The sequence below is a fragment of the Paenibacillus sp. FSL R5-0473 genome, assembly GCF_038004565.1.
Lineage (GTDB): Bacteria > Bacillota > Bacilli > Paenibacillales > Paenibacillaceae > Paenibacillus > Paenibacillus amylolyticus.
In genome coordinates, this window is record NZ_JBBORL010000001.1 from 4,555,167 (window position 1) to 4,569,134 (window position 13,968).

The 13,968-nt window shown below is 46.7% G+C and carries 12 protein-coding genes; 6 read left to right on the forward strand and 6 right to left on the reverse strand.

Features of this window, described 5'->3' with window-relative positions:
- The first annotated feature begins 42 nt into the window (after positions 1-42).
- Positions 43-837, forward strand: a complete 795-nt coding sequence (locus tag MKY28_RS20090; protein ID WP_036612094.1) for an SDR family oxidoreductase — start codon at positions 43-45, stop codon at positions 835-837.
- A gap of 135 nt (positions 838-972) precedes the next feature.
- Here the strand turns inward: MKY28_RS20090 and MKY28_RS20095 are convergent, their stop codons facing one another.
- Entirely contained in the window at positions 973-1,734 is a 762-nt protein-coding gene (locus MKY28_RS20095; protein WP_100526913.1) for a YwaF family protein, read from the reverse strand.
- A gap of 262 nt (positions 1,735-1,996) precedes the next feature.
- Here MKY28_RS20095 and MKY28_RS20100 point away from each other — a divergent pair, with 262 nt between their 5' ends.
- Positions 1,997-2,971, forward strand: a complete 975-nt coding sequence (locus tag MKY28_RS20100) for a ring-cleaving dioxygenase (protein ID WP_100526912.1) — start codon at positions 1,997-1,999, stop codon at positions 2,969-2,971.
- A gap of 149 nt (positions 2,972-3,120) precedes the next feature.
- Here the strand turns inward: MKY28_RS20100 and MKY28_RS20105 are convergent, their stop codons facing one another.
- The 3 genes from MKY28_RS20105 to MKY28_RS20115 form a co-directional block, all read right to left on the reverse strand.
- Positions 3,121-3,828 carry a stalk domain-containing protein gene (locus tag MKY28_RS20105; protein ID WP_100526911.1) on the reverse strand — a complete coding sequence of 236 codons (708 nt, stop codon included), beginning with the start codon at positions 3,826-3,828 and terminating at the stop codon, positions 3,121-3,123.
- 267 nt (positions 3,829-4,095) lie between these two features.
- A complete protein-coding gene (locus tag MKY28_RS20110; RefSeq protein WP_100526910.1) occupies positions 4,096-4,941 on the reverse strand; it encodes a hypothetical protein in 846 nt (281 codons plus the stop codon).
- Between the two features lie 198 nt (positions 4,942-5,139).
- The gene (locus MKY28_RS20115) at positions 5,140-6,417 is read right to left on the reverse strand and encodes a methyl-accepting chemotaxis protein (protein WP_100526909.1); all 1,278 of its coding nucleotides are present in this window, start codon (positions 6,415-6,417) and stop codon (positions 5,140-5,142) included.
- A gap of 335 nt (positions 6,418-6,752) precedes the next feature.
- On the opposite strand from MKY28_RS20115, the gene MKY28_RS20120 reads away from it, so the two are divergent.
- Complete coding sequence (locus MKY28_RS20120) at positions 6,753-8,186, forward strand: aspartate ammonia-lyase (RefSeq protein ID WP_047841890.1); 1,434 nt, start codon at positions 6,753-6,755, stop codon at positions 8,184-8,186.
- A gap of 120 nt (positions 8,187-8,306) precedes the next feature.
- Here the strand turns inward: MKY28_RS20120 and rpoN are convergent, their stop codons facing one another.
- Both rpoN and pruA read right to left on the reverse strand, forming a co-directional pair.
- On the reverse strand, positions 8,307-9,611 hold the full coding sequence (gene rpoN / locus MKY28_RS20125) for an RNA polymerase factor sigma-54 (RefSeq protein ID WP_340936766.1): 1,305 nt from the start codon (positions 9,609-9,611) through the stop codon (positions 8,307-8,309).
- Positions 9,612-9,739: 128 nt separating this feature from the next.
- Complete coding sequence (pruA, locus tag MKY28_RS20130) at positions 9,740-11,287, reverse strand: L-glutamate gamma-semialdehyde dehydrogenase (RefSeq protein ID WP_340936768.1); 1,548 nt, start codon at positions 11,285-11,287, stop codon at positions 9,740-9,742.
- Positions 11,288-11,695: 408 nt separating this feature from the next.
- Between pruA and MKY28_RS20135 the strand changes: the two genes are divergently transcribed.
- From MKY28_RS20135 to MKY28_RS20145, 3 genes are all read left to right on the forward strand, one after another.
- Complete coding sequence (locus MKY28_RS20135; RefSeq protein WP_340936769.1) at positions 11,696-12,619, forward strand: proline dehydrogenase family protein; 924 nt, start codon at positions 11,696-11,698, stop codon at positions 12,617-12,619.
- A gap of 172 nt (positions 12,620-12,791) precedes the next feature.
- Positions 12,792-13,349 (forward strand): MarR family winged helix-turn-helix transcriptional regulator, encoded by a 558-nt coding sequence (locus tag MKY28_RS20140; RefSeq protein ID WP_051449834.1) that lies wholly within the window; start codon positions 12,792-12,794, stop codon positions 13,347-13,349.
- A gap of 127 nt (positions 13,350-13,476) precedes the next feature.
- The gene (locus MKY28_RS20145) at positions 13,477-13,956 is read left to right on the forward strand and encodes a hypothetical protein (RefSeq protein WP_036672385.1); all 480 of its coding nucleotides are present in this window, start codon (positions 13,477-13,479) and stop codon (positions 13,954-13,956) included.
- Positions 13,957-13,968 lie beyond the last annotated feature (12 nt).

The window sequence follows — 13,968 nt, forward strand, 5'->3', positions numbered from 1 at the left end:
GTAGAGCGTACAACGATAATCTAACTCATGGAGGGATCAGAGATGACAGAACAACGTTTGGAAGGCAAAGTGGCGATTGTAACCGGAGGTGGATCGGGTATTGGTCAGGCTACTGCTATTCGATTCGCCGAACATGGGGCCAAAGTGTACATGCTGGATCGCACACCCGAAAATGCGGAGGAAACCAAGCAGACGATCGAAAAGGCTGGCGGAGAAGCGTATGTGATCGAATGTGATATCTCCAAACCGGATAATGTGCAGAAGGCAATCAATCAGGCTGCGGCTGAAGCGGGTAAACTGGATATCATATTTGCGAATGCCGGCATTAACGGAACGATGGCCCCGATTGAAACGATGGAAATTGAGGACTGGGACCAGACGATGGAGATCAATATGCGCGGAACCTTCGCAACCGTCAAATATGCTATTCCTCATCTGAAAGAACATGGCGGCAGCATCATTATCACTAGTTCCATCAACGGTAACCGGGTCTTCTCAGGGATTGGTTTCTCTGCATACGCTTCCAGCAAAGCGGGACAAACTGCATTTACCAAGATGGCTGCACTGGAGCTGGCTCGTTATAAGATCCGTGTAAATGCCGTTTGCCCGGGAGCCATCGATACCAACATTGATGATAACACCTACCCGTCGGATGATCTGAAAGAAGTACAGATTCCTGTTGAATTCCCTGAGGGTCACGAACATCCGCTCAAGGGCGAACCTGGAACGTCGAAGCAAGTGGCGAACCTCGTTCTGTTCCTCGCTTCCGATGAAGCCTCTCATGTTACAGGTACACGAATCTACGTGGATGGTGCGGAATCTCTGCTCCGTGGATAAACATATAAAAGCTGGCCCCATTCAGGGACAACGCCCAAACATCCCGCAAGCGACCTGATCCAGTCAGGTTACTGCGGGATATTTTATTTATAAAGAGTTTATAATGCGGCGCAGGCGCAACTACTAGGATTATCCCTATACCGCGGAGCTTTTACCTTTTTTCACACGATGCTTCAACCGATCTGGAATGGCAAAGAGCAAAATGTACATCAGCGAGAACAAGACTAATGCAAGGATCTCTTCCCCAAGGATGTACATGGGATACGGACCTAGCACATCCAGCACCGAGGGTGTACTCGGTTTGTGTCTCAAAAACATATAATTCGCGTCAAGCATGACATCTACAATGTATACGATTAGTGCTGCCACATTCACAAATATCATCGAACCTGCTACAGATCTCCAGCTAGGTCGCAGCTGTTCCACCCAGGTCATATATAGTAAAGCCAGAATGATACAGGCATGAGCAACGATAAATTGAATGAATCGAAAATGTGCATAACCATAACCCAGATTAGGAGTCAGGATCGCCATAAGGGCTCCAGCAATGCCTGCAAACAGCAGTGCAGAATGTAACAGTCGACTGCGTGTCAGTAGTAACAACGCCGATAATAGCAGAGACAGACTGCATAGTTCGAGTGGCAGTGAAGTCTGCAGGCTCCATATCCCTCCATACACATACCAGAGTTGCAGCACGATTTCGCAGGCAAACATGATGCAGGCCAGAACAATCCGCAGTATGCGGCGTGCCCTCTCTGACCATGATCGAAGATGGTGTCGAAGCAAAAACATCAGTACAATCATTGCTGTAATTACGCTAATTGAAACGATATGTGAAGTGGAGAACAGGATAAACGGCTCTGCATCATAAGGGTCCAGCCATGTTGGATACGCCATGCATCTCTTCTCTCCTTTACAAGGATCTCACCAACAGTATCTCTCTTTAATGTTAACTTTTTCATTTTGCCATTGAATGAAAGAGCTGTCCAGTTGGAATTCTAAATAAGCATTGTAATTTAAATATCTTTATGTTAAGATAAATTCAGAAACAAAACAAACGAAAAGTTAGTAACTTTCTTAATCGAAATAAAATATACCGTACTTAACAAACGTTCAACTGAACATTTACACTATCCCATTTCATCTAGGAGGAAATATTATGCAAATCAAAGGACTTCACCACGTATCCGCTCTAACAGCACATGCCGATCAGAACTATCGTTTCTACACCAACATCCTGGGTTTGCGCCTCATTAAAAAAACGGTCAATCAGGACGACGTGTCCGTCTACCATCTCTTCTATGGCGATGAAAAAGGCAATCCGGGTACCGAACTTACCTTCTTCGAGATTCCGATGGCCGGACAGACACGTGAAGGTGTGAACAGTATATCTGGCACGTCACTGCGCGTTCCAAGTGATGCAGCACTGACTTACTGGCAGCAGCGTTTTGACGAATTCGAAGTCCCACATGGAGAGATTGTTGAACGGGGTGGTCGTGCCACGCTTTCGTTCACAGACTTTGAAGGACAACGTCTGATTCTGGTCTCGGATGAAAACAACACAGGTGTCGCTGGTGGTAAACCATGGGATCAGAGTCCTGTGCCTGCCGAGTATGGCATTGTAGGTCTTGGCCCTATCCATCTTACGGTAAAAGATGCTTCCCTTACCGCTCCGGTTCTTACAGAATTGCTCGGTTTCAGAGCTAAAGGAAGTTACCCTGCCTTTACTCCAGGTCAACCTGATGTACTCGTTTTTGAATCCGGTGAAGGTGGCAGCGGCTCCGAGGTGCATGTTGAGGAACGGAATGACCTTGCCCAAGAGCGTCCTGGACGTGGCAGCGTACACCATGTTGCATTCCGTGTGGATAACGAAGAAGAACTCAAACAATGGGTGGAACGGGTTCGTAACTTCCAATTCCCTAACTCCGGTTTTGTAGATCGCTTCTACTTCCGCTCCCTGTACTTCCGTGAAGCAAACGGTATTCTGTTCGAACTTGCAACTGATGGTCCGGGATTTGATACAGACGAAGAATTGGAGCATCTGGGTGAATCGCTTGCTTTGCCTCCATTCCTTGAAGGTCGCCGCGCCGAGATTGAAGCCAATCTCAAACCGCTGGATACCGTCATTCGTTAATATTCGTAACAAAAAGAAAATAAAAACGATGTTCACCAGGCAACTCTGAATACCGGATACGGTTCAGGAATCGCCTAGTGAATCATCGTTTTTTTATGTTTATGCTTGTCTTGCCCCTTCTGTAAGGTCGCAAACTTGCAGATTGTGTTTTACTTCGTCAGATACGATGTTGTGAGCGGTACAAACAGAGCCGAACCCGGATCTTCAGATACAATCTCTACATAGACAGCGTCTGTACCTTTAACATCCACATCTAGACTCATCATACCGCTTTCTGGAGTGATATTGAACTTTTTGAGTGTCGCGAGATCCTGATCATAGATATGAATCTCCTGATTTCCTTTCAGCGCGGCAAGTTCCAAGTGCAGAGAAGAATACTTTTTACCCGTATTAATCTGGATATCATCCCCCTGTTTCGTAGGATCATTATGCAGATAAACATCCTTGTAATCCTTGCCTTTATATGTGGTATCCTTAGGATCTTTGGTGTGCCAAGCGGTAGATCCCAGTACGGATGTTCCAAGTGCACTCAGCGTTACTTTTCCGTTGGTTACGGGCTCAGATCCATTCTTTCCGCCAATCAGGACGGATGAAGTTGCACTGTCATAAGTGATCTCTGTCCCAAGCAAAGATCCCACAGCACGCACAGGCAAATAAGTCGTTCCGTTGTAAGTGATAGGCAACACTGTTTTACCATTGGCATCTTTGGCTGTCACCGTGGCACCATCCATTTTTAGCGTAATCTTGCTGTTTAGATAGGCTTTAATCTGCTCCAACCCTGTTGCTGCGAGTGCACCTGTTCCGATCCCAAGCGTTAGTGTACCTACCATCAAACCCAGTACAACTTTTTTCTTCATCAAAATCCCTCCTGAATGTTAAAATGATTTGTCCTTTATACATTTAAACGACTAAAGTGATAATGTCAATTGTTTACTGCATTTTTAGTACACATTGCCTATTTCCGGGCAGCACAAAACGAGGCTGTATGTCCCCATTTTTTTCAGCCTCGCCCTGTTTCCCATTGTCCGTATACGGAGAAAGGAAGATATTCTTGTCAGTTGTTCACTTAACTCCACAATCGAGACTTTTAATTCCCACTGCACTATGATATCAACAGGATGATATCAATCAAAAGATTCATAATATTCTTCTTCATACACTTCCATGCTGTACTTCAAATCTACGGCCTTCCACTCGCCATCTTGATACTCATAAGCAAATGTCAGATCACCCGCATACAAAGCCGCACCGTAAGATCCTGCTGCTGATACGACAAGCTGGCCATCCTCTACACTGTAATAGGTAACTCCACCGAACCCCAACTCTTCGTTATATACGCCGCCACTCGTATCTTCCTCGATCCGTAAAGGTTCTGCTTGAACGCCATCAACGGCGACATCAACATCCACACGGTCTGATCTAACCGTAACTTTTGACTTCACATGTTGTTTCGCAATCTCATCCAGAGATTGCATCTTCATCTCTTCCAGCGTTACCGGATTAATGATACGTGCTTGTCCCAAATAAATACCTGTTCCATGACCTTCCGTGTACAAAACGATAATTTCTTTCTGGCCGTCTCCATTCAGATCCAACTCGTGCACTTCGGGTTTGTAAGACCCGCCTTCTCCCTGCCAATCACTAAATTCTCGCGTTTTGCCGTCCACTTCCAAAATCATTCCGTTATATATATATCCTGAACCCTCAACTTTCATAGGGTATAATCTGACCTTCTCATTCTCTGGAGCTACCGAAACGTATTCCTCTTTCACGGGAATCGATTCCTGTGTTGTCTTCGCTGTGTCATGCAGTTTATCTATATTGGAAGCCTCGCCCACTGCGGTCTGGCTGGATTGATCATCTATGTTAAGCTGTTTTTGCGATTCATTCATGGTTCTGGCAGCCGAAGTTGTACTAATCGTAGCTACCGCCAAAATAATCATCAGCAGGATACCTGTCCAAGTTTTCAATATACTGGGCTCCTTTATCTGTTGTGATAATCCTATTATATCTTCATTTATCGCCCGCAAGTTGCGAATTTGTTAATCTTTCATAAAATAATCTTTACAAATTTTCGTTTTCACGAAAGAACGTTCGGCTTTAACCAGAATAAGCAAATTATCATGCCAAAACTGTGCTCCAAAAACAAAAAAAATCCCGAACACAGCTTAAGGCTGCATCCGGAATGCTTTGGTTTTGTCCAATAACCGATCGGTTAATTGTCTCAGTTCTTCAGCCGAGGATGAAATCTCCTCCATGATGGCTGTCTCTTCGTGTGCGGCATCCATAATTCGTCTCGCCTCATCCGAGAACGATCCGGCTTTCCCCTGGATCTTCTTCACATGACCGTGCGTTTGCTCCACGCGACCGGTCTGTTCTGCAATCTTGGAACCGATATCATGCGCACCCTTCATAAATACTTCCACTGTTCCTGTCAGTTCATGCAACGTCTGATCCACAGAGACGGTCCGCTCCGATTCATTAACCACGAGACCATGCTGCTCATGAGACAGTTGGGCTGTCTCCCTGATCCGCTGCTGCACACGACTAATCAGCTCATTAATACGGTGTACCGATTCCTTACTTTCGTCTGCCAGCTTGCGGATCTGCTGCGCCACGACTGCAAAACCAGAACCTTCTTCGCCAGCTCGTGCAGCCTCAATGGATGCATTCAGGGCAAGTAACCCTGTTTCCTCTGCGATGTTTTTGACAGACTGGGTAATTACCTCGATATCGGAGGCTTCCTTCTCCAGCAACAACATAATGTCGCGGGAACGATTGTGGGACTCGGCCAGCTCGTCCATCCCTTTCATCAACGATGAGAAAGTCTGTTTTGTATGATCCACCGATCGTTCCATCTGACCCGACATCTCTGTCATGTCCATAGACTGGCTATGCATACGCTGAAAATCGTTCAGCATCTCATCCGCAGTGATCAGAGATTGATGGGAAGTGACCTTCTGCTCTTCTACGCCTACTGCAATATGATCCACCGCATCCGACATCATCTCGATCTGTTCAGCGGCCTGGGTAATCGCTTCACTCAGAGACTGTGCGTTCTGTGAAGTCGTTCTTGTACTGTCTGCAATATCATTTACAATGCTTCGAAGGTTAGAAACCATTGCGCGAAAAGCATCATATAATACAGTAAGTTCATCCTGCGTGCGTCGCTGCGGAATCTCGGTTGTCAGATCTCCCGCTGAAACCTGCTGTGCAGCCCGGGACAGATGAACGATTGGACGAGTCAGCCAGCGTGAGGCAAACCATCCCAGAATCCCGTTCCAGCATACTCCCATGATCAGGATAATCGATATGTATACCCAATTCGGAATATCTAACGTAACCCAGTCTTTGACAAAAAATATAAAAAAGCCGCTAGTTCCGTAGGTAATAATCGAAATCAGTACCAGACCTGCGACAGTCTTTGCTCCTAAAGTCCATTTCATGTGCACACCCCGTAGTCCTTTTTTCCTATTTTACCAATCAAGTACCAAATTTCATGTGATATACATCACTGAAAACGTTCTATTTCCCCTCATACTTGCCGTTCATGCATGACTTCTCTACCATATAGCGCATAATGTATAAGACAAGCTTGGCCACTCCTCCCTTTCTTAAAAATTGAATAATATTCCATTTAATATCCCTAATTTTATTTATTATCGGCACAAGAGGCCAAATGATTTAGATTGGCATCCATTTTGCTTAAATGATATACTGAGTGCGCTTCAGCAACGCTGAAGCCGAACTATTTTTATTGATGCCACTGGAGGCGAACGAGATGTCTACTATGTCCACACGGACGGAGAAAGATTTTATCGGTGAAAAAGAAATCCCGGCTTATGCTTATTACGGAATTCAGACGGTACGGGCCGTGGAAAACTTCCCGATTACCGGCGTTCCGGTACACCGTGAGCTGATCACGGCTCTGGCTGCGGTGAAGAAGGCAGCAGCGATTACCAACATGGAGTTGAAGATGCTGCCGAGCAAGATTGGCGATGTGATCGTCATGGCGGCTGAAGAAATGATGAAAGGCCATCATCTGGATCATTTTATTGTAGACTCCATTCAGGGCGGTGCAGGCACCTCCATGAATATGAATATGAACGAAATTTTGGCCAATCGCGGGCTGGAACTGTTAACCAAAAGCAAGGGAGACTACTTCCATTGCAATCCCAATAATCATGTGAACATGTCCCAATCTACTAATGACGTGGTTCCTACAGCACTGCGCATTGCGGCGTACCAACTGTCGGAGACGTTACTCGCTACCATGAGAAGACTACAGGATGCGTTCCGTAAAAAAGAAGTGGAATTTAACGATGTGGTCAAGGTTGGCCGTACCCATCTTCAGGATGCCGTACCTATTCGCCTTGGACAAGAATTCGGAGCTTATGCCCGTGTCATCGGACGGGATATTGAGCGTCTTGAATTCGCCAATCGCCGCTTGCTTACCATTAACATGGGTGCAACTGCGGTAGGTACAGGACTCAATGCCAAACCCGAATATATCGTCAAGGTTACAGAGCACCTGTCAGCTGTTACCGGACTACCACTACAAACAGCTGAGGATCTCGTGGATGCAACGCAGAACACGGATGCCTATCTGGAACTTTCAGCGGCGCTGAAGGTATGTGCGGTTAGCCTTTCCAAAATCTGTAATGACATTCGATTGATGGCTTCAGGCCCGCGTGCAGGATTCAATGAATTGCGCCTGCCACCGCGTCAGCCAGGTTCGTCCATTATGCCAGGCAAAGTCAACCCCGTTATGGCGGAAGTCATTAACCAGGTATCCTTCCAGGTGATGGGGAACGACCATACGATCTGTATGGCGTGTGAAGCTGGTCAATTCGAGCTGAATGTCATGGGCCCAGTTATTGCGTTCAACTTGCTGCAATCGCTGAAAATCATGAATAACGGCATCGATGTTTTCACGCGTTATGCCGTTGAAGAGATGGAAGCTAACCGTGAGCGCTGCGAATTAATCATGAATCAAAGTTTCAGTATGGTTACGGCGTTGAACCCACACTTGGGTTATAATGTGGCAGCTTCCATCGTGAAGGAAGCGCTCAAGACTGGACTTTCCTTGCAAGAGATTATTCTCGAACGCGGATTGCTGACACCGGAAGAACTGGAAGAGATTCTTCATCCGGAACAGATGACTACACCAGGGATTGCCGGAGAACACTTCCTGCGTAATATGGAACGTTTGTAGGTAATCAGGAAAACTGATGCAGCAACCCAAACACAAATAATTAACAAGAACCCTCGCAGACCGTTCATCCGGTTTGCGGGGGTTCTTATATTCAGAGATGATAAGACGCCAGCTATTCGATTAAGCCCACCTTTTACGCTCAAGGGAAGGCAGAATCTGAAGTTCCTCCCTGTACTTGGCAACCGTTCTGCGGGAGATGACAATCCCCTCCTCGGCGAGCAATGTGGCCAAATGACTATCCGAGTATGGACGCTGAGTCTGTTCCGTGCGAATGATTTCTTTTAATCTTCGTTTTACCGCTGATGCTGATGTTTTATCTCCTGACGTTGTACTGATTCCCGAGGCAAAAAAAGCCCTGAGTTCATACACACCATGTGGTGTCTCAATGTATTTACCGTTCACCGCACGACTTACCGTTGATTCATGTATGCCAATCTTCTCTGCAATAACAGCCAGATTAAGCGGTTTTAGCGCGGATGGGCCTTTGACCAAAAAGTGCTTCTGCTCTTCCATCACTGCCGCCAGCACACGCACTAAAGTTCTGCGCCGCAAGTGTACACTCCGAATGATAGCCCTCGCCTCTGCCACGCGGGTAGACCAGGTTGCGTCGGGAGCCTCTTCCCTGATCCAGCGGAAGCACGCTTCATTCATCGATACCCGAGGGTTACCTGCTGCATGCAAACTATAATGGACCTCACCGTTACGCAACCCGACAATGGCATCCGGAATAATGTAATGTGGCCGTTCCGTACATCCGATCGATCGACAGGGCTTGGGATCGAGACGTGTAATATAGTCATAGGCAATCTGAGCTTCCTGCGAAGTCATGCCTAATCGTCTCCCTGTTCTACCTGGGTGAAAAGGAACCAGTGCTTCCAATCCCGCTTCCACCATCCACTCTGCATTCAGCGCTGCTGATGGATCACGTCTAATCTGGAGCAACAGACATTCTTGCAGATTCCGCGCCCCTACACCAGCAGGTTCCAGCGATTGGAGAAGCTCCAGTCCCGCTGCAATTTTGCTCATCGGAAGCCCAAGTGTTGCTTGCACCTCTGCCAGTTCAACCGTCAGATAACCATCATCATTAACGCACCCTGCCAAATATACGGCCATATTTTCCAATTCGTCTGGAATTGTCATCACTCGAATTTGCGCAATCAGCAATTGTTCCAGAGTAGGTTCGGCACCTTTGGCCTTAAGCAACGGATCATAGGAATCATACCTGCGCTGATCCATTCGCCGCGGAATCCGGGCGAGGGGCGCAGCTTGTTCTTCCAGTTCAAGTACAGGATTTTCCTCCGCTGCGTCCAGCAAGTAACGAGTCAGATCCTGGCCAGACATGGTTAGCAAATGAAAGGATTGTTTCATCTCCGGCGTGATGGACAGCCGAATACGTTGTTCCTGTACCAACTGAACACCTAACATCCGTTACCCTCCTTATGCCTTCGGCAATAAGCATCTGTGTTTCTTATACGAACAAAAGGATTTGCAGGGATAATAGCATACTATTCAAGCGAATGTAAGAAGTTTTTAGTTGGATTATGAGTTTCTGTCTAGTATTTCTCCGACACCAGCTTCGCCTGGGTAAACAACAGCAGATAGTCTCTTCCACCTGCCTTGGAATCCGTGCCTGACATGTTAAATCCGCCAAATGGATGTGTGCCTACCAGTGCTCCGGTACATTTCCGGTTGAAATACAGATTACCCGCAAAGTATTCGCGTCTTGCCTGTTCCAGATGTTCACGATTACGTGAGATCACCGCGCCGGTCAGACCATAGTCTGTATTATTGGCGATATCCAATGCATCCTGGAAAGATTCTGCTTTGATGAACGCAAGCACAGGTCCAAAAATTTCATCCTGAGCAATCCGGGCTTTTGGGTCCACATCGGCAATTATGGTTGGTTCAATGAAATAACCTTCAACGTTCCCTGTACCGCCACCGTGCACAAGACGCCCCTCACCCTTGCCGATTTCAATATATTCCGTGATCTTTGCATATGCCTTGTCATCGATAACCGGCCCAACTTGACTGCCAACTTCAAGAGGACTACCCATCGTCAGTTTCTGTGTCCGTTCAATCACTTTTTGCAATACTTCATCATATACATCCTTATGAATAATGGCACGGGAACACGCCGAACATTTCTGGCCTGAGAAACCAAATGCCGAAGCGGTAATGGACTCTGCCGCGAGTTCCAGATCACTGTCACTGTCTACTACGATAGAATCCTTGCCGCCCATCTCTGCAATAACCCGTTTGATCCACTTCTGACCTGGAGCTGTTCGTGCTGCACGTTCATTAATTCGCAGTCCCACATCTCGGGAACCGGTGAAGCTGATAAACCGGGTGAGCGCATGATCCACGAGATAATCACCCACTTCACTGCCTGGTCCTGGTAAAAAGTTCACAACGCCATCCGGCAGACCAACTTCTGCGAGCAGCTCCATAAACTTGGCGGCAATCACCGGAGTTGTACTTGCTGGCTTTAACACCACCGTGTTGCCGGAGACCAGTGCAGCAGAGGTCATACCTGCCATAATCGCCAGCGGGAAGTTCCAAGGTGGAATAACAACACCAACGCCCAGCGGTATATAACTCAGTTCATTATCTTCCCCTGCAATCCGCACGAGAGGCTGCGGTTCACTCAGTCGCTGCATATCCCGTGCATAGAATTCCATAAAATCAATGGCTTCCGATGTATCCGCATCCGCTTCAGGCCAAGTCTTGCCAGCTTCATAGACCATCCATGCGGAGAATTCATGCTTGCGACGGCGCATAATGGCAGCTGCTTTGTATAGATAACGAGCCCGTTCATTCGGATCAGTATGTTTCCATGTGTGGAATGTCTCCGCCGCTGTCTGAATGGCCTTTTCGGCCAATTCCTGGTCTGCCTGATGGATCGTTCCAACAACTTGATTCTTGGCTGCGGGGTTCACGGAAGTTAACGTGCGGCTGCTTGTTATTTTTTGCCCACCAATAATAATCGGGTACTCCTGCCCAAGTTCAGCTTCTACCTGACGAAGTGCGTCTTCAAATGCTTCCTGGTTCGCCTGTACTACAAAGGGTGTGAATGGTTCGTTAACAAAAGGGATATTCATCAATGATTCCTCCTTCAGGATGTGGGATTCGCTGGCTGCTCGCCTGAATTATTTTGCATGTTACTCATCACCAAATATATGTAGCAAAATCCGTGCCAACTCCGGTTGAGACTGAAATATTTTTCTCGTTAAATTAACTATAGAAAATTCACACGGGCCGCTCCGATGACAGAATAACCTTCCAATCGCTGTTATCCCCAGATTTTTTTGATTCCTTTTTTTAGAGGGAAAATCCGGGGATAAAGGCGAGCGCTCCGCTTCTTCAGGTTCTTTCTGTCCTCTCCGTTTTGTGTAAATGTTTAGTTCAATTTAAATAGATAATTTTCATGAAAAATAGTAGACCATCGCCAAATCTGGCACGTTTCTTGCTTGAATTAAGGATGCACAATGCTGAAGGAGGAAACGAAAATGAGTGTAGGAACGGAAATATATCGCAAAACCTTATTAACCGTGGCAGGCAACAAAGCTGTAGAGAACCTGTCCATTAGATATGGTAAGAAGCTGGCAGGCAAATTTATTGCAGGAAACACCTTGGAAGAAGCTCTCGAAGAGATCCGCATACTCAATAATAAAGGCATTATGGCTACGCTCGATCATCTTGGAGAAGGCATCACCCGACTGAGCGAAGCGGCATTGTACAGGGATGAGTATGTACGACTGGTAGAAGGCATTGCACGTGAAGGGGCAGACTCCAACGTCTCGCTGAAACCGACACAAATGGGCCTCGCACTCGACCCGGAAGAGGGCTATCGAAATATCCGTACCGTTGCCGCACAAGCCAAATTGCATGATCTATTTGTCCGAATTGATATGGAGGATAGTCCATTTACTCAAGCAACGCTGGATATTGTCCGAAGACTGCACTCGGAAGGACTGCATAATACAGGCACAGTATTGCAAGCCTACCTGCATCGCACCGAAGAAGATACACGTGATATGATTCGGGAAGGCATCCGGCTTCGTCTGGTTAAAGGTGCTTACAAAGAACCCGGATCAGTCGCCTATCAGAATACTTCTGAAGTCATTCATCAATTCAAAACGATGATTCGTAATCACCTCGATCAGGGTGTGTACACTGCGGTTGCCTCGCATGATGATCACATTATTAACTGGACGAAACAATACGCCAAGGATCGGGGAATCTCGCCGGATGCCTTTGAATTCCAGATGTTATATGGTCTGCGTATGAGCGAACAGGAACGTCTCGCCAAAGAAGGTTATCGCATTCGCTGTTACGTACCTTATGGCACCATGTGGTATCCGTACTATACCCGCCGTTTGGCCGAAAAACCGGCTAATCTCTGGATGGTCGTTAAGAATATGTTCCGATAGTTATTCGCCAGCTGGATCAATATATATGAAAAAAGACAAAAGAAAACCATGTTTCCTCTTTTTTTTCTGGGCACATGGTTTTTTCTGTACGAACACTTTACGAGAGCATCCAACTTGACGAATGGTCTAAACAAAAGTTGACAACTATATAGTTAGGCACCATACTATATGTATGGACAATCAAAACAAATCAACAACTGATATGTACCTCATCCCTTCGTTAGTACAAACCAAGCGTCAGGTTGATCGCTATCAATTAGACGTGGATGCACAAGCCGTGCTTGTCGCATCCAGACTGATGGTAGCAGGAGCCAAACTTGGGCATGCTGCGGAAATCCATTTCTCCAGATTCGGTTTATCGACAGGTCGATATCGTCTGTTGGCAGATCTTGAAGATCATGAAGGAGAAGAACTGCCCTCCCAACTGGCGGAAAATCTGGGTGTAACCCGTGCTACCGTAACTGGTCTAATCGAGATTTTAGAACGTGACGGACTGGTTGCTCGTCGGACGAGTTCCGTTGATGGTCGTCAGAAGTCAGTCATTTTGACCGCCAAAGGTGCGAAGAAACTAACGGATATGGCTGCTGAACATTTTGCTAGACTGGAAGCGATGGTCGGATTACTTACGATCGAGGAAAGGAGTGTGTTTCTCAACCTGCTGGGGCGTGTAACACAAGGTATTGCTGCACTTACAGATGAGTCACACGACTTGTCCGAACCAAAATCCTAGGAGCATAACGAAGAAAGGTAAACCGGGCTAGTTCAACTAGCCCATTTTCATCCCCATATAGTTAGGCTCCTAATTATATATAAATGAAAGCAAATCAGTGATTTCTAAACAAAAAAGGAGTAGTGATATGGTTAACCTTAATGACCCCATTCATTCCGAGGAAGCTTATCCAAACCGAGCCGCTAATCCTCCCCCAAAACCTTTTGTGCTGTGGCGTGAATTAATCCCGGCCTACTTGTCTCCTGCCATCATGGCAAGCATCGGGGGAATCGTTACCGCTGATAAAGTCCTTCAGTTACGAGCTTTAACAACGATTGGAGGGGCGTCTCTACTTATGGCTCTATGGGCCGGACTCTGGCTTCGTAACCGTAAGAACCGCACACAGTGGGTGGCGAAAGCACCCCGAATCGTTGTCGTGGGCTGCTTGGCACTTGCAGGCGCAGGGTTTGGCTTGGTGGCGGCGTGGGGGATTTCTAATGTATTGCAGATCGTAAACCCGAGTTCTTCATGGGCTTGGTTGGATCATATTGGGTTCGATTTTCCATTGTCCGGTGCAATAGCTTGTACGATCATGACATGGCGCTGGCGAGCTTACATTATCAAATAAACAAGTTCATTA